General features: G+C 41.5%; 19 protein-coding genes. 10 read left to right on the top strand and 9 right to left on the bottom strand.

Annotation, left to right across the window (positions count from 1 at the left end; all coding sequences use genetic code 11):
• The first annotated feature begins 124 nt into the window (after positions 1-124).
• The gene (locus KSK55_RS12490) at positions 125-976 is read left to right on the top strand and encodes a class I SAM-dependent methyltransferase (RefSeq protein WP_218607104.1); all 852 of its coding nucleotides are present in this window, start codon (positions 125-127) and stop codon (positions 974-976) included.
• Between the two features lie 145 nt (positions 977-1,121).
• Here the strand turns inward: KSK55_RS12490 and KSK55_RS12485 are convergent, their stop codons facing one another.
• A complete protein-coding gene (locus KSK55_RS12485; RefSeq protein ID WP_218607103.1) occupies positions 1,122-2,174 on the bottom strand; it encodes a molybdopterin molybdotransferase MoeA in 1,053 nt (350 codons plus the stop codon).
• A gap of 298 nt (positions 2,175-2,472) precedes the next feature.
• On the opposite strand from KSK55_RS12485, the gene KSK55_RS12480 reads away from it, so the two are divergent.
• Positions 2,473-3,300 carry a DUF364 domain-containing protein gene (locus tag KSK55_RS12480; protein WP_218607102.1) on the top strand — a complete coding sequence of 276 codons (828 nt, stop codon included), beginning with the start codon at positions 2,473-2,475 and terminating at the stop codon, positions 3,298-3,300.
• Entirely contained in the window at positions 3,290-4,129 is an 840-nt protein-coding gene (locus KSK55_RS12475; protein ID WP_218607101.1) for an XdhC family protein, read from the top strand. The genes KSK55_RS12480 and KSK55_RS12475 overlap by 11 nt, the downstream gene beginning before the upstream one ends.
• Here KSK55_RS12475 and KSK55_RS12470 read toward each other — a convergent pair.
• A complete protein-coding gene (locus KSK55_RS12470) occupies positions 4,120-4,704 on the bottom strand; it encodes a nucleoside-triphosphatase (RefSeq protein ID WP_218607100.1) in 585 nt (194 codons plus the stop codon). The two genes, KSK55_RS12475 and KSK55_RS12470, sit on opposite strands and share 10 nt — an antisense overlap.
• A gap of 309 nt (positions 4,705-5,013) precedes the next feature.
• Between KSK55_RS12470 and KSK55_RS12465 the strand changes: the two genes are divergently transcribed.
• The 5 genes from KSK55_RS12465 (at position 5,014) to KSK55_RS12445 (ending at position 9,213) form a co-directional block, all read left to right on the top strand.
• Complete coding sequence (locus tag KSK55_RS12465) at positions 5,014-5,730, top strand: class I SAM-dependent methyltransferase (protein ID WP_218607099.1); 717 nt, start codon at positions 5,014-5,016, stop codon at positions 5,728-5,730.
• 239 nt (positions 5,731-5,969) lie between these two features.
• Positions 5,970-6,776: a molybdate ABC transporter substrate-binding protein gene (modA, locus tag KSK55_RS12460; RefSeq protein WP_218607098.1), complete on the top strand. Its 807-nt coding sequence runs from the start codon at positions 5,970-5,972 to the stop codon at positions 6,774-6,776.
• A 12-nt stretch (positions 6,777-6,788) separates the two neighbouring features.
• Positions 6,789-7,604 (top strand): ABC transporter permease, encoded by an 816-nt coding sequence (locus tag KSK55_RS12455; RefSeq protein ID WP_218607097.1) that lies wholly within the window; start codon positions 6,789-6,791, stop codon positions 7,602-7,604.
• Complete coding sequence (locus tag KSK55_RS12450) at positions 7,604-8,347, top strand: ABC transporter ATP-binding protein (RefSeq protein WP_218607096.1); 744 nt, start codon at positions 7,604-7,606, stop codon at positions 8,345-8,347. The genes KSK55_RS12455 and KSK55_RS12450 overlap by 1 nt, the downstream gene beginning before the upstream one ends.
• 47 nt (positions 8,348-8,394) lie before the next feature.
• Positions 8,395-9,213: an alpha/beta fold hydrolase gene (locus KSK55_RS12445; RefSeq protein WP_218607095.1), complete on the top strand. Its 819-nt coding sequence runs from the start codon at positions 8,395-8,397 to the stop codon at positions 9,211-9,213.
• Here the strand turns inward: KSK55_RS12445 and KSK55_RS12440 are convergent.
• The 4 genes from KSK55_RS12440 to KSK55_RS12425 all read right to left on the bottom strand — a co-directional run bounded on the left by KSK55_RS12440 (position 9,162) and on the right by KSK55_RS12425 (position 11,215).
• The gene (locus KSK55_RS12440) at positions 9,162-9,950 is read right to left on the bottom strand and encodes an HD domain-containing protein (protein ID WP_218607094.1); all 789 of its coding nucleotides are present in this window, start codon (positions 9,948-9,950) and stop codon (positions 9,162-9,164) included. The genes KSK55_RS12445 and KSK55_RS12440 overlap by 52 nt on opposite strands.
• Before the next feature lie 35 nt (positions 9,951-9,985).
• Positions 9,986-10,285, bottom strand: a complete 300-nt coding sequence (locus tag KSK55_RS12435; protein WP_218607093.1) for a DUF4213 domain-containing protein — start codon at positions 10,283-10,285, stop codon at positions 9,986-9,988.
• Positions 10,286-10,350: 65 nt separating this feature from the next.
• Positions 10,351-10,902, bottom strand: coding sequence for an FmdE family protein (locus KSK55_RS12430; protein ID WP_214419310.1), 552 nt, complete (start codon positions 10,900-10,902; stop codon positions 10,351-10,353).
• Between the two features lie 103 nt (positions 10,903-11,005).
• Positions 11,006-11,215, bottom strand: a complete 210-nt coding sequence (locus KSK55_RS12425) for a TOBE domain-containing protein (RefSeq protein WP_214419311.1) — start codon at positions 11,213-11,215, stop codon at positions 11,006-11,008.
• 275 nt (positions 11,216-11,490) lie between these two features.
• On the opposite strand from KSK55_RS12425, the gene KSK55_RS12420 reads away from it, so the two are divergent.
• Together KSK55_RS12420 and KSK55_RS12415 are read left to right on the top strand one after the other, a co-directional pair.
• Entirely contained in the window at positions 11,491-12,357 is an 867-nt protein-coding gene (locus KSK55_RS12420) for a class I SAM-dependent methyltransferase (protein WP_218607092.1), read from the top strand.
• 451 nt (positions 12,358-12,808) lie between these two features.
• Positions 12,809-13,072, top strand: coding sequence for a hypothetical protein (locus tag KSK55_RS12415; RefSeq protein WP_218607091.1), 264 nt, complete (start codon positions 12,809-12,811; stop codon positions 13,070-13,072).
• 161 nt (positions 13,073-13,233) lie between these two features.
• Here KSK55_RS12415 and KSK55_RS12410 read toward each other — a convergent pair whose 3' ends face one another.
• The 3 genes from KSK55_RS12410 to KSK55_RS12400 form a co-directional block, all read right to left on the bottom strand.
• The gene (locus KSK55_RS12410) at positions 13,234-14,931 is read right to left on the bottom strand and encodes a radical SAM protein (protein WP_218607090.1); all 1,698 of its coding nucleotides are present in this window, start codon (positions 14,929-14,931) and stop codon (positions 13,234-13,236) included.
• Between the two features lie 19 nt (positions 14,932-14,950).
• The gene (locus KSK55_RS12405; RefSeq protein ID WP_214419315.1) at positions 14,951-15,997 is read right to left on the bottom strand and encodes an ABC transporter substrate-binding protein; all 1,047 of its coding nucleotides are present in this window, start codon (positions 15,995-15,997) and stop codon (positions 14,951-14,953) included.
• 109 nt (positions 15,998-16,106) lie between these two features.
• On the bottom strand, positions 16,107-16,523 hold the full coding sequence (locus KSK55_RS12400) for a hypothetical protein (RefSeq protein ID WP_218607089.1): 417 nt from the start codon (positions 16,521-16,523) through the stop codon (positions 16,107-16,109).
• Positions 16,524-16,539 lie beyond the last annotated feature (16 nt).

Below are 16,539 nucleotides of genomic sequence, written 5' to 3'. Positions count from 1 at the left end.
ATTTTGTCAAAATCGCGTTGATATTGTCGTATGTTTTTTCGGGAGTGTGGGAGGTAACTGGATCTCATCATTTTTTCCTGAAAAAAATGAATAATTTTTATAATTCGCATGAAAATATTAACTCATGATTGATGTTAATACAATTGATTGGAATGAGGCCTGGAAGAAGCCTGAAGGTGAGGAAGGAAAAAAGAAGGGATTTATCAGTTGTGGGAGACGATGGTCAGATCCTGATCGGTGTAAACGGTTCAGCGATGCTATGAAAGAAGATAACTGGGCAGGATCCAGGGCACGGATCAGTGTTATGGACATAGATGAGGGCTCTCGGATTCTTGATGTCGGTGCGGGACCAGGAACTCTGGCTATTCCTCTTGCATCCATTGCTGCACATGTCACAGCTGTTGAGCCTTCTGAGGGGATGCTTTCCTGTCTTCGTGAAAATATTGCTCTTGCAGGTTTGCCCAATATTGACATTGTCCCCAAAAAATGGGAAGATGTGGATGTCACACATGATTTGAATCCACCATATGATGTGGTTGTTGCGTCATACTCGCTGGGTTTTCCGGATCTCCGGGAAGGAATCCTGAAAATGGTGAATGCTTCATCCAAATATGTCTATATTTTCTGGTTTGCAGATATGCTCTCTCCCTGGCAGAGAAATTATGGAGAAATCTGGGAGAAATTATATGGTATTCCACGTCCTTCAGGGAATAAGCCAAACATAATCTACAATCTTCTTCACCAGATGGGAATATATGCCAATATTGATATCAGCAAAGAGGAGAGTATTCACCGGTATTCAAGTGTTGAGGAAGCAGTATCTGATCAAAAAGATGGACTACATCTCACGACACCAGAACAGGAAGAAATCCTTCGGGAATACCTGGATAATAAACTGATTCGGGAGAATGGAAAGGTTGTTCTTCGTGAAATGACACACCGGGCAAAGATCTGGTGGAATGTAAACGACCAATGAAATCCGCCCATTAGGATTTTTTCAATAACTTTTTTCAATACACAACACTCATTCAGGCATATTTAGATCATTCAGGAATATGATTGGTTGAAGGAAAATAATGAGGAACATAGATAGAATGATATGAAAAGAAACGAGTGCCATATTACCAGGTCATGACCTCAATCCATTCACCTTCGCGATACCCTTGATGACCAGCTGGTACTCGTACCATCCCGTCACTATGATATAGCATGTGAATAAGGCCTGACTTTCCAAACACAGGACTGGCCATGTCTCCGATCAGACGTACCCGGATATATCGATCAGATTGGGGGTTGGAACAGAGGTGATCGCTCAATCGTGCTTCTTTTTTATAAAAACGCTGACATGGTGCTCCTTTCATGGCACGTAACAGATGAACGACCACGAGCGTTAACACCATAAATGTGGCCGAGGGATGGCCTGGAAGTCCAATTACCAGGACCGTCCCTATCTTTCCGATTGTTGTCCGTTTATCTGGGGCAAAAGAGATTCCCTCGGTGTAAACCTTACCCAGGGAGCGGACGACTTGAGCGGTGATGTCATTCTGATCCCGGTTACTTCCACCGCTTACAATGATGGCATCGCATTCCTCTGATGCTTCCATAAGAAGATTTTCAAGTTCCTGAAGATCATCGCGTACAATTCCATATTTCATTGGAATTGCTCCTTGGCGTCTGCAAAATGTTGCAATAAGATGGGAATTTACCTCTCTGACCTCCCCGGGTTTTGGTATTGATTCTGCCGGAACAAGTTCCTTTCCAGTTGAGATGATGCCAATGACAGGTTTTTTCCTGACCTTTATGCGGATCTTCCCCAAAGATGCCAGAATCGGAATGTCCTGGGTCCGTATCATCCATCCATCAGGAAATATCAGTTCATTCTTCTTGAAATCGTCATTATTTCGGGAAATATGTTTTCCTGGTTCGATTGGACAAGTAAAACATGGCAGATCTGACGATGCATGGATCGGTTCACTGAGTATGCGACCTTCAGATTCATCAATGAGGACCGTCTCCGACCCTGTCTTATGAGCAATTGTCCGGACTATCTGAAATGCTTCGGACAGGGGAACATTTGTCGGATCATTCCTGATTTTTTTTAGAACCTGTTCTTCTGGATTGGCTAGAGAGAGCACATCCATTTCGGGTTCTCCACACGCGAACATATCTCCCATGAAATCAACAATATGTGAAAATCCTTTGTTTCATGAGTACATATACGCTTAAATAAAGGACGCCAATAATGTAAATTATTTATGATATTATAAAAATTAACTTAAAATAGTAAACCCCGGATATTTTCTTTCTGATAAGAATAATGTGAAAAACCGAATCCCTGAATATATGCCCGATGTTCCTTGAATGAATTTTTATGCACCTATTTTTCGAATAAGGACATAATTCTTTCAGAGCCTGGAGGCGATCTAATTAATCAAATTAATTTACAACAAAGTAAAACTAAGCAATATTAAAATGGAAATTCCTCATTATGAAATGCTCATCCGAGAGATTGCCAAGGCAGCAGCTCCGGACCAGGTAATCGAAGATCTCCGTATCTATACAAACTGGGTACTGGTTAAAACCGGGAAATGGTCACTTTCCACAATCTTCCGTGGAATGCCGGGCCTGACTGATCCTGCAGGCATGGACTCGTGGATGGGAGACTGGCTTCACAAACCCGGATTAGAATCATCAATAGAGCTTCTCTCCAGTACCGAGACACTCCGGCGTGCAGTAGGAATGGCATGTTTAAAGTCGCTTCTTCCGGAACCTCAAACCATAATTCATGGGAATGCCATCGATATGGTGAAGAATGCCGCAGCACATGTTCCCACCTGCTTTGTAGGATATTTCAAGGAGGGGGCAGAATGGCGGGAAATGGGCTGGCCGGTTCATATTGTCGAACTTTTTCCCCGTCCAGGTGATATCCATTGGAATGATGCAGATGAAGTGCTCAGCAGGGCACAGATCGTTCTGATGAGTGGTCTGACTATTGTGAATGAGACCCTCCAGGCAGTGATTCGCCGGACACCAGATGCGAAAATCAGGGTCATGATGGGACCAACCGTCCCTCCAAGTCCTACACTCTTTGAATGTGGCCTGGACCTTATTGGAGTAACTCTTGTTCAGAACATGGAGCTCATGGCTCGTTATGCAGAACTTGGGGGAGGAAGTATCTCACATTCCCCTCTTAGTGCTCTTGAACGAATCAACATGGTAAAGGACATTTCTGCATTTAAAAAGAAACTACTCTCCCTAGGCGCGGTAAACAAAGAAATTGGTGAATCGGATGTGGCTTAATAACATAACAACATGGTACAACAAGGGAATTCCATGTGCCCTGGTAACAATAATTGATTCTGCAGGATCTACTCCCCGGAAAACCGGATCACATATGGTCATCAACCAGAACGGTGAAACAGCAGGATCGGTAGGCGGTGGAGGAGTAGAGTTACAATGTATTCACCTTGCCAGAGAGGCAATGAAAACGGGGACCTGTATTACCCGTAAATTTGTCTCGAAAGGAGATGGGGATGAATGGAACGCATCAGATGAAGATGCTGAACTCGGAGTTTGTGGAGGTTCTCTCACCGTTTTTATAGAGCCTCTTATTCCGGAATCAGAACTGGTAATTTTTGGTGGTGGTCATGTCGGGCTTGCCCTTGGGAAATTATGTGAAGTCCTGAATGTTCCATACCGGGTATATGATGACCGGAGAGAGTTTGCAGATCCTGAACGGTTTCCTGGAGCAAGATCTCTCATATGTCAATCTTTTACGGATATATCCTCACATATTCATCTTTCAGGGACAAGTTATTGTGTTATTATGACCTATGGCCATGAACATGATGAAATCGTCCTGGAACAACTCCTCAAAATCAAAAAAATACCGTATATTGGAATGATCGGAAGTGTAAAAAAGGCTGAAGTATTGATTCGTAACATACAAGGCCGAGGTGGAGTCATCGATGATCGAGTCTACTGCCCCATCGGTCTTCGCATCGGAAAAAATCTCCCTCAGGAGATTGCCTTATCAGTTATTTCCGAGGTAATCCTTGTTATGAGAGGAGGGATTCCTGAACATATGCGTGTAGACTGGTCAGCAGACAAAAGTATACCTCATCGGTGAAATGTTTCAGACCGATAAAGCCGGATCTCATTCATCATATCATCAATAAAATCATCGTAATTTTCAGAGCCGACATCAATGATTCTTTGTCTCTGGACCGGCCATCGCTTCGTAACCGCATCAACAAAGGATCTCCTGACCGTCCAGATCATCGGTGGGCGGGGTGTTTGCATGATATGATCAATACTCTCTCCCCATACCTTCCCCGCAATCTCAAACCTTCCTACCTCATCGATGACAAGGAGATCCACCTGACCGGGGAGGGGTACCTGGCTTAATATCTCCTTCCCAAAGGTAAGGCCTTCTGATCGAAAGTAATACCTGCCATATTGTGTGGAATTAGCCGTTGGAATTGCAGAGCAGAGTTCTACAGTTCTCCCGGAATGTACATTCAGAATATCAAAACCTGATCTGATACCATCGCTGAAATATCCCGGAGCAGCGATACCCTGCATTCTGATTCCCTGATTTGTGAGTTCTGGAAGGATTTTCAGAAGAAGTGTTGTCTTTCCCTCCCCTTGTTCACCGGTGATGATGAATCGTGGTGGTTTCCAGTTAGACATTGAATTGACCATATTCTTGTTGACTCCTTCTCATAATTTTCATTCCAGATATTTCAATCGGTATTCTGATGAATGTATGTCAGAAAATCCATAACAATATAGGAATCAGGAGATTTTGAACCGTTTGGTTCGCTAATCTGTTTACCTGAATTTGGATTATTTCACTATCAACCCATGAATTGGTGAAGATGATGTTATTGCCTGATTTTTACAGAATCACTCAGAATATTTGAAGTTCAGGTGAGTGCTTCTTCTTATTTATATGGCTATTTCTGGAGAATGGAAACATATGTTCTTTCTCTCATCGTAATATAAGAAATCATGGTTCATGGAAACGGTAATTATCCTGAAACAACCCTGGAGAGCAAAATCCGTTGGGAAGCTATTGCAGATTTCTGGGATTCCAGGATGGGAGATCATTCGAATCTTTTTCATCGTAAAATAGTTAGGCCCAAAACCGAAGAACTCCTCATGCCTACGAAAGGTGATTTTATCCTGGATATTGCATGTGGTAATGGTAACTTTTCGCAGCGTCTTGCAGAACTAGGTGCAAAGGTTATTGCGTTTGATTTTTCTGAAAAACTTATTTCCCATGCAATGAAACGCCATGATTCATTCCGGGATAAAATTTCATTTCAGGTATGTGATGCAACAGATGAAACCCAGCTCCTGCTCCTAAAACAAAACCGATTTTTTGATAAAGCCGTTGCAAACATGGCTTTCATGGATATATCAGATATCCGGCCGTTATTGAAGAGTGTATATCATTTGTTGAAACCGGATGGGATATTTGTTTTTTCGATGCTTCATCCCTGTTTTATCCGACCGGAACCACAATATCTCACATCGTGTTCTCATGAAGGTGAAGCAATAGTCGGACAACCGGTAAAAAATTACTATTATCACCGTTCGCTCCAGGATATTTTTAATCTGTGTTTTCAGGCTGGATACATTGTTAATGGATTTTATGAAGAATCTGATGATGATTTGGAAAAGCCAGTCATCTGTATTGTCCGGTTACAAAAAAGTGGTCAGTAAGATCCCGATTGATTGACGAAAATCATTTATTTTGAATACTATTGCCTGTGTAATGGTTGCAGTGGATTGATCTAACCCTTTTTTTCAACTTTAATTTTTATTTCAGTTTTTGATATATTTTTCAATTCAACGGAGAAAGAATAAATATATTTAGTAAATGAATAGAATTAAATTATTTGCGAATAAATAAAATAATTTATTTAATAGAAAATAGAACCATATTTGTTTGGAGTGTATTCATGAAAACTACTCACTCGTATGTATCATTCGGGCTGGCATTTTTGCTGCTCTTCGTTCTGTTTGGTGCAGTATCTGCTGCTGAAACTGATGATAAAGAACTGATCGTCTTTGCCGCTGCATCCTTAACCGGCGTAGTGGGGGATCTTGATCCGATCTTTGAAGCTGGACATCCAGGTGTTAACGTAACTACTAATTTAGACAGTTCTGCTACCCTTGAAACTCAGATCAAGGAAGGAGCATATGCAGATCTCTTTCTACCGGCAAGTACGAAGAACATGGACAACCTGATCAAGGAAGAACTGGCTGACAAAGACAGCGTTACGAAATATGCAACCAACAAACTTGCAATCATTGTCCCGGTTGACAATCCAGCTGGAATTACTGGCTTTGCAGATCTTGCAAAACCAGGTGTCAAGATCGTCAGCGAAACTGCAGAAGTCCCGGTACGAAAGTATACCGAACAAGTACTCAACAAAACATTAAACAGTACTGAGTATGGAAAGGCTTTTGTTGATGCATTCAGAGCAAACGTTGTTTCAGAAGAAACAAATGTTGCGACTGCAACTGCAAAGGTAGCTCTTGGAGAAGTAGATGTAGGGATCACCTATTATTCTGATGTTACCAAAGACTTTGCAGATAAGATTACCATTATTGACATACCACAAGAATTCAATGTGGTAGCAACGTATGAAGCTGGAATTCTCACAGAATCAACTGAAAAGGAACTTGCAAAGGAATATATTGATCTCCTTAGCTCAGACGAAGGAAAGACTGTCCTGAAAAACTACAACTTCCTTCCCGCATAATAGTGTAGGGGTATGAAATCAGGCTCTATCTCTTCTCTCCGAAAGGGGGGGAAAATATTAATTCTCCTCCTTTTTGGCCTGATAGTCTTTATTACCATCCTTTTCTATACATTGCCACTTCTTTCACTCTTTCTGAGGATAACTCCTCACGAGTTTTTTGTTGCAATTTTTGATTCAAATGTCCAAAGTGCCATTTTTTTATCACTTATTACGGCCACCACCGCTACTGCAGTTATTGTTTTGCTTGGAACCCCTTTGGCTTTCATGAATGCACGAGTTGATTATCCTGGCAGAAAATTTGTAGAAACTCTGATAGATGTCCCGATAGTTCTCCCTCCTTCAGTAGCAGGTCTTGCTCTTCTGGTTTTATTCGGAAGACGTGGCCTAATTGGAAGCTCGCTTAATGACATGGGTATAACCATTATATTTACAGCACTTGCAGTCATTATTGCCCAGATTTTTGTTGCAGGTCCTCTTTATATCAGGCAGGCAAAAAGTGCCTTTGCCATGGTGGATCCAGTATATGAGTCAGCAGCTCGAACCCTTGGTGCAAGTCCCTTTATGACCTTCTTGAAAGTGACAGCGCCTCTTGCCCGAACCGGATTAATTTCAGGGATTATCCTCAGTTTTGCACGGGCAATCGGCGAATTCGGGGCAACTATCATGGTTGCAGGAAATTTACCTGGCAAAACACAGACAATGCCACTTGCGATTTATGGATTTATGCAAAGCGATCTGACCGCATCGATTGCTCTCTCAATCGTTCTGATTGCGATATCTTTTGTCATTCTGATTATTATCCGCTTCCTCTCAGGGAGGTCAGCTTAATGCTTGAAGTTCATATGAAAAAGAAACTACGGGATTTTGACCTTGATGTTTCTTTCAATGTGAGACCTGGTGAAGTACTTGTTCTGCTCGGGGAGAATGGATCCGGAAAATCCACTATATTAAACCTCCTAGCAGGACTTCTGATTCCTGATGATGGATCCATCTCGCTAAATAAGAGGATATTGTATTCTGGTAGTGACTTTGAAGCACATCCCCCGGAAGATCGGAATATCGGATATGTATTTCAAAATTACGCCCTGTTTCCACACATGTCAGCTTTCGAGAATGTAGCATTCGGATTACGGAGACGAAAAATCGGATCAGGGGAGATTAAAAAATCCGTGAATCAGATATTAAAAGACCTTGGTATTGGTCATCTTACCAATGAACGTGTTACCAACCTTTCCGGCGGACAGCGGCAGCGGGTAGCTCTGGCACGTGCAATGGTTATTCAGCCTGATCTTCTGCTCCTTGACGAACCACTGACTGCGCTGGATCGGCAGGCGAGAGAAAAAATCCGGCAGGAACTCAGGGAAGACCTGGTTAAAAGTAATAAACCCTCCATAATTGTGACTCATTCACTTAAAGATGCCAAAATCATGGGTGATCAGGTTATCATCCTTGCAGAAGGAAAAGTAATCTGGACCGGACGACCAAATGAACTTCAGGCCCATACTGGGGTATCGCACGTTGAGTACATCTCTGACGAATACATAAGTTTTTCAGCGATAGCCATTGACTAGGTGGTTCTGTACCCACTCATGATTATTTCATATTATAGGAAAAAAGAATGAAATTTCGATCGTATGGTTCAGATCCAAAGAGAATTGCTCTTATACACGGGGGTCCAGGTGCACCTGGAGAAATGGGTCCGGTTGCACGATATCTGTCAGATTATTTTTCAATTATCGAGCCATTTCAGACAGGACTATCAGTCCAAGATCAGGTCGAAGAACTGGCAGAGATCCTTCGTTCATCTGCAGAATTTCCAGTTATCCTGGTTGGATATTCTTGGGGTGCTTGGCTTTCAGGGATGGTTGCAGGCAGATATCCCGAACTTGTATACCATCTCATTCTCATCTCTGCAGGCCCATTAGAGGAACGATATGCCACGGTATGGGAGAACAGGATGCAACGGCTCACTCCGGATGAACGTGAAAAAGTGCATGATCTCATAGTACAGATTCAGAATCCTATCTGTCCTGGCAAGGATCAGATATTGGAAACATTCGGAAGATTGATGCATAAAGCAGATACATTTTGTCCAATTCAGAAAAATAAAGAAGAAAACGATACTTTCTCCAGTGATCCTGAAATATTTTCACGAGTATGGGCTGAAGCAGCAAAAATGCGACAAACAGGAGAACTTCTATCTTGCTTTCAGCAGATATCCTGTCCAGTAACGGCGATTCATGGTGATTATGATCCTCATCCGGTTCAGGGAATCATTGAACCACTATCCCGGAATCTTTCCAGGTTTACGAGTATCATTATTCCAAATTGTGGTCATTGCCCATGGGAAGAGGCTGGAGCTAGCGATACCTTTTTTTCTCTTCTTCATGGAGAAATATCTGGCATTTTCCCATCACTGGTTTCTATTGCCAGGTAACATGGTTCTAATCCGCTTTTTCCGAATATCGGACTGCAGGATGTGCAATCATCTTCCAGGTGAGGGACTATCCGCAACCTGAAAAATGGATCTTCAGGATCGTACACCCGTATGATCAGGGATGGATACTTGAAAAAACATGATTGAACATTCTGGTGGGCTTTCCAGTGTCGTCTGCTGTGTTCATCAAGCCCATCCTCTATCAATGAAAAAACCTCAGATGGACACCGATCAGTGCCAAGATCAAGAGCATCTATAAGACGGAAGAGTGCTGTGACAAGATGCAATCGAAGGAGAGATGTACTCCTCTTCGTCATAAGATCTATCCTGCTGTCATGACACTCAACCAGAAATGCCAGATCACTGCGTTCATTTTCTGTAAGTAGTTCTGATAGAAATGGATCAGTCCGGATTATTACAGAAGAGAGTTCGGCATGTCTGCTCCTGTCATGTATAGAAATGGGATGGATGTATCCTATATCATGGAACCATGCTCCCAGGAATAAAAGAAAAATCTCCTCATTGCCTAAAGATATCGGCAAAGTTCTAAGCATTTGATGAATAAACCGAATAAGGGCTTCAGAGTGACAGATGCCATGTGATTGAAAAACCGGTAACCCTCGGGGAATAAAGGGGAGAAGAGACGAGGCATATTTTTCTGCCTGGCAGATCCGATCATAATACTGTGGGTAAATAATAAGTGGCTCGTATTTCTGACCCTGCCTTGACTCGTTCATTGATTATCCATGGGATTTTAATACAGACAGGGCATTCACCACACTGACGATGAGAGCCCTGACCAGGGGTGTCGGAGAATTGACAAGTGGGTCAGCATATCCTCAACCATAACCCCTTGTATCTTTCCACAATTTGGCATTGTACTTGTAGCAGTTGAACAACAGACAGCATCAGGAATGAGAGCAACAGGGGTAAAACAAATCCCTTCATATCCGGATATGAGTTTTACGCTGGTAAAAAATACTCCCACGACAACTGAATCTAGTGGTATCTCTGAAAAAGGTACTGGTATCCTCGTTTTCAGGATATCAACCGCATCGGAAAGGATGGCCATTTGTTTTTCTGTTGTCTGGTCTATGATTTTTTACTCCTTTCTGCCTGATTCAAAAGGGAAAATTATTAAGTAACAGAGTAATACGACCCGAATGCACAATCTTTACATTGGATCAAACCATTGGTGTTTACTTCCCTGCTATCCAGGATCTGCTCTCCGCACGTTGAACAAAATTCCTTGTGGGTAGGCAGTCCTGGCATGTCTTCATCTGGAATATTCACCCTTACTTTCTGGATGGTAAATAGGTCAGATTCTGGAACGGTAGCTAATTTCTGAGCAATCGCGCGAAAGTCCTGTTCTTGTTCTCCCTTTTTAGGAATGGCTGCGACTCGTACTGCTTTTCCTGATTTACTATCTACAAAGGTTGCAGCAAACTTACCATAATCCCGGTGTTTCAGCGTTCGGTGTCCCAGTGTTACACCAGTTATTGCCTGAATTGCATCGGTTGCACACCGGTCAATCTCAACATAAACAATAAGGTCATGGTTTTTTTCCATGGGGTTCATACTCAGTTCACGCATACCGGCAATCGTCATCCGGGTCCCCATGACGATCCCCGGACAAACATCACCATGAAATGCTTTAGCTTTTTCGAGTAATGTCTCAAAGTCACTCATAATATCTGAAAAATGTACATAAAACGGGTTACAATTAGAAAGGCAAATCTTCCTCAAATATCGGTTTAATACCCTTTCGACCTTTTCGGGTTTCCTTTGTTCGTTAATCAACGGCGATCATTACTTCAGAAGACTTGATCAATGCCCATGCAGTATTTCCTTCTTTTAGCCCTAGGTTCTCGACAGCATGAGTTGTAATAACTGATGTAAGAAGAACACCATTTCCAATATCAAGAACAACTTCTGAATTTACCGGACCTTTCGTTATGGACTTAATGGTTCCTTTGATTGAATTACGAGCACTGATTCTCATGTTACCTCCAGAATAATTGATTTATGATTATCAGTGTTGGCGATACATACACATAAAATTGTTTAATGGATCCTCTAATTAACAAAAAGTACATAACAGTATCACATCACTCGTTAGAAAAAGTGGTTAATGATATTTCCAGGATGTTCCTTGAATTATCCATCGACATCTCTCATCAATAAAAAATAATTGACAATGTCAGGAAACAATCAATTCATTTATACTACAATACAGGCAACCTTCTAGTACTAATGCATTCTCATCACGGGGAACTCATGGTTCTGAATGAAACGGTACATAACTGGATTAATTGCTGGAAATCTTCAATCGATGAAGATTATTATACATCTGATGAACAACAGGCTGCCAGTTGGAATAAACGTGCGGAACATTTTGGTAAAGATGTGGAAGAAGAGAGACAAAGGAAAAAGAATGAAGATTTTTTTAATCTTTTAGAGGAAGCGGGATTCAACCCAGCAGGTGCACGAATTCTCGATATCGGGTGTGGTCCGGGAACGTTATCCATTCCCCTGGCACAGGCTGGAGCACATGTCACTTCGCTGGATATTGCCTCAGGTATGCTTGACAGAATGAAAGAGATCGCAGATCGTGAGCATCTTTCGATTACTCCGGTTGAATGTTCCTGGTGGACTGCAGATATTGATGCGTTAGGATTTCGGAACTCATTTGATCTGGTAATTGCATCATTTACTCCAGGTATCAAAGATGTTGATACCTTTGATCGGATGATTGCTTGTTCCAAGAGATTCTGTTATTATAGCAATTTCATCAGAAAAGATCCTGCAAAAATTCCTTGTGAAATTTATACGCGAATTTTGGAAACGATTCCCCAGGATAACATCTTTGCATCTGGATTTATGTACCCGTTTATGTATGTATACACTCAGGGATTTCACCCGATTGTGAAGGTAACTCATAAATCAGAGGATCGCAACCAGAATTGGGAAGAAGCATGTGAAAAGGCAATTGATTTTATCTCGCTTCGTCAGGAACTTACTTTGGAGATTAAAGAAAAGATCAGAGAATACTACAAAAATGCTTCTATTGATGGATTATACCGTACCCATTCGGAAATATTCAAAGGGATGATGATCTGGTCTGTAGAGAAAAATAAATGTTGATACAGGAAACAGGTTAATCTCATCAATACCGTATTTTATCAAATACAATACAAACAACCTCTCTAAGTGATCAAATATAGTTTACAAAATTGTTCATGGCAGCGTAATTAAATAAATTTATTAACTTTTAGTTCAAATTAATTTATGGTGGTTAGTACTTCCAGCACATTGAAGAATAAACCATAGACAACTCCAAGAGCACTCCTTACCGGTACTTAAATACAATCCGATCATGCCGTTTCTGAGTACCGGAAATACTCTACTACAGTCAAACTTGGTTACCATCCTAACCACCATCTTCTTTTAAAGGTGAAATCGTCATTCTGTCTGAACTCATATTTTTTTGTACCATATACCCATTGACCATGTTTTTTACATTGAGCAATTCACAGATGGGAACAGATATATAAGGTGATGACATATCTTGTATTGCAATTCAAGAGGTTAACTTATGGTTAAAGTTAATGAATTATATGAAATTGCACTGTATCCATCTGAATGGAATGCAGTTGTAAAAGAATTTCAGATCAATCAGAATAAAGGAGAAGCTACGAAAATAGAAAGAATAATCGGGGGAAACCGCGTAACTTGTGAGGTTATGGGGTATTCCTGGAATGGAGCAAAAAAACCAGATGTACCTTTGAAACAAAAAATAAAAGTACAAATTACGGGAATAATAAAGGAACAGGAAAATCGGGAAAAAACTGCATCCTGATACAGATTCACCGTGATTTAGTGGTCATTCATCTTCGATTCATATATGCAAATCCTTTGGTTTTGGGATTACCTGATTTCAACGGTTTTTATTCCAAAACCTTCACCTGCCAGAGACATCAATTAAAAAGGACTTTGTTTTGTCCTATTAGATATCCCTGTTCACTCTAGTCCGGGTAATGTTTTAAGAAGAGCCTCTTTTTCATACTTCAGGTCAAAATCAAAAATATCCGGATGAAGATAATTCGCTAATGATTCTAAGGTCAGAATCCATGATGGGCCGGTTCTCATATGTGCTCCAGATACTATGAAAATATTATTTTCCTCTAGAGCAGGAGCGGTAAGGTTTTCTCTTATACATAAATCAACAAAATTCTGGTGTGTCAGATGACCTGGACCAGAAACAACAAGGATATCCGGTTGTAATTTTTGAAATGCATCCCGGGTGAATCGTTCGGATGATTGTTCATCATATCCCAGATTATAATTTAATACCTCTCCTCCTGCCAAAGAAATGAGTGTATTTTCCATTTTATCCGGATATGAGGGGAGGAGCGGATGCGAAAGGACTGAGAGAACCCGAGGTTTATTTGGCATATCGGAATTTTTCTCAATTATCTGAACTCTTTCTGAGAGGAATCTGATAACCGGATGAAATGATGAAGTTCCTGACCATTGTTGTAATACCTGTAAAAATTCGATATATCCTTTCGGAGTCTGTAACCGGTTCTGTAACTGCTCCAGATAATCGTTGGACAACAATTTTGTTAATATTAATCCTATCGTTGTATCATCAGAGATTCCCACCGCTTTTAGAATACTATACACCATGTCAAGTGCTACCGGTGTCCTGTATCCACCTCTGAATCGGGGTTCAGGATAGTGTTGGGAATACCATGTTCCTCTGACTGGGATGGAATAATGACAGGAAGGGCATACTGGCGTATAGTGACCTGAAAACCGGGCTCCCATCGGTCCATTAAATGATCGTTCAACAAGTAATTCATTACATTCCGGACAGTATGAATTCAAATAACGGGTTGAGGGCGTGTTAAAAAGGTATACCCATGGCAGATATTTCCTGCAGGCTGAGATCAGATCCTCAGCCACGGTAGCAGAGGGTTCAAGCGCAGTATCTGCTCCATGAAAGGGAATAAACCGCATGACATGGAGAGGAATATCAGCAGATATCTCCTGTATCCGCTGCGCAATAGAAACAATCTCTTCCATGTCTGATGTTTTGCATACTGCAGCAACCTCAAGATGTATGTTTCTGGAATGAATCGTCTTCAGGGTTTGAAAGACATGTTCAACATTACAAGGCGCCCCGTTATCCTGGTATCCATGTTCTGACAGTCCTTTCAGTCCGATGGTGATAAAATCCATATGGTCTAAAAGAATATCCAGCGCTTTTTCCGACATACATCCATTCGAGGCACACCCCATGGATAATCCGGCCGTATGCAGCTCCCGGGCAACACGGGTAACCGTCCCGAGTGAGACTGTTGGCTCATTCAGACAAAAGACCGCCCCGATACAGTCGTTATCTTTTGCCATGCGAAGAATGTCTGATGATTCGGCATGAATAAGAGCATCAGTTAGCAAATCCTGGTTCTTTGCCAGAACATACGAGACGCACCCTTCACATGAGAGATTACAACCGATAGTAGAGAGGAGGAGATAACGTCCACCAGGAGTATAATGGAGAAAAGGAATGGTTTCAATTGCACTCGGCCAGAGAGCCAGGTACCGATTAGGGAAACGTTCTAAAATCTCCCCATTGATGCAGGTATACATCCTGCATCTTCCATATCCTCCTTCCTGAATACTACACCGGTGACCACACATTTCGCATTCCATTCTGGTCACCAAAAAAAAGTTATTGTTTCGGTTTATTCAGAGTGACCTTCGTGGTGTCTGAAAAAATGTTCTCAACATCTTTATCAGTCAGGTCAATCCGATAGAACTTTTTATAAAAGCTCTTAATTTCATCTTTGATATCAAAGGAAACCGATTCCGGATATATGACACTCTGGAGCCAGAGAGTTCCGAGAATTGACTCAGGTACCGGAAGTTCCCAGCTCATGAGGTACTTCGGCATCCTGAAAACCTGCTTCTCCTTGACCGCTGAAAGAGACTGCCAGGCAGGGTCAGCCAGAATATCTTCTACACTAGCCGGGCAATAGGGAAGAAGGACGACAGAACTTGGGTTCCATTCGTATACCTGCTCCATGGTAACCGTATTATCTCCACCAGAAAGGCCCTTTGCTGCGTTTGATGCTCCGATAATCCGGGCAATTTCAGCTTCATAATAATCGTCGCCAAGTGTCTGGAGTGGGGATCGTTGACCAAAGTAAATACTCTTTCTTTGATCTTCAGAAATACTCTCTCCGGTCTCCTGTACGGAATTCATCTTCTGGTTGTAATAATCAATAAACTCCTGGGCTTCTTTCTCCTTTCCAAAAATTTTTCCGACTATTTCATAACTTTTTACCAGATTTTCAGCCTCTTCAAGATCGATTTGTACCAGTGGGATGGAAACTCTCTCAATATCATTATTGATTGACGTATAATCAATGGAGGAAATAACAAGCTCAGGTTTCAGTTTCATCAATTCCTCGAGATTAACATTTGTCTTACATCCGGGAGAGGGAAGGGATCCAAGTGTTGGCTGAGTCTTATTCACCAGATCTCTGTTCGCTGGTCCGATACAGGTTCCAACCAGTCTGTCATCCGCTCCGATAACATAGATAAACTGGCTGGAAAATGGATCTACCGTTACAACTCTGGTTACATCTGCAGGAATTTCTACCTGATTTCCTGAAATATCAGTAATTGAGACTGTACCATCAGCAATTGTGCAGACAGGAATCAATAAAAAACCTGCTACAAGAATGCAGAATAGATGAGTTAAGGATAACTGCATAATACACTCCAAAGATGATCGTATGATCTTAATGCTGTATGTTAACTATGCAATAATAATTTACCTAAATGACATGCAGATATTGATCTTTTTTAATTAACTTAGGTAATCACTCTACAAAAATATGCGAGAGCGTATCAACGTTTAAATTTTTTGAATTTTTCCGTTGTAACTTTGACCGGAGAATCATTTTTATATCATCGAACAGGGTTTGGACAAAAGAGTTCGCATGTTGCTCTTCAGGAATTAGGTTGACAAGAGCTGACAGATACTCCTCAATATATCCTGCGGAGTATGCCGGGAATGTGACCTGGATTACACTGCTCTGTAAAATACCGGTGATCTGAATGTTTTCAGGTTTTTGAATCTGATAGCATGGAGAGAGGTATTGGTGTCCGGTTATGGTATATGCCCTCTGAGAGAGGATATCCAGTCCTTCGAGTGTCACATGACCTGATAGCAGATAATCCACACTCAGGTACCCGTCATTCAACTCCTGCCTTCGAAGAACCTTGATAATATTCACAATTGATCAGAGAAGG

Origin of the sequence: Methanospirillum hungatei (genome assembly GCF_019263745.1) — an archaeon.
In the GTDB taxonomy this organism is placed as follows: Archaea; Halobacteriota; Methanomicrobia; order Methanomicrobiales; family Methanospirillaceae; genus Methanospirillum; species Methanospirillum purgamenti.
This window is presented reverse-complemented; position numbering and strand designations above follow the sequence as displayed.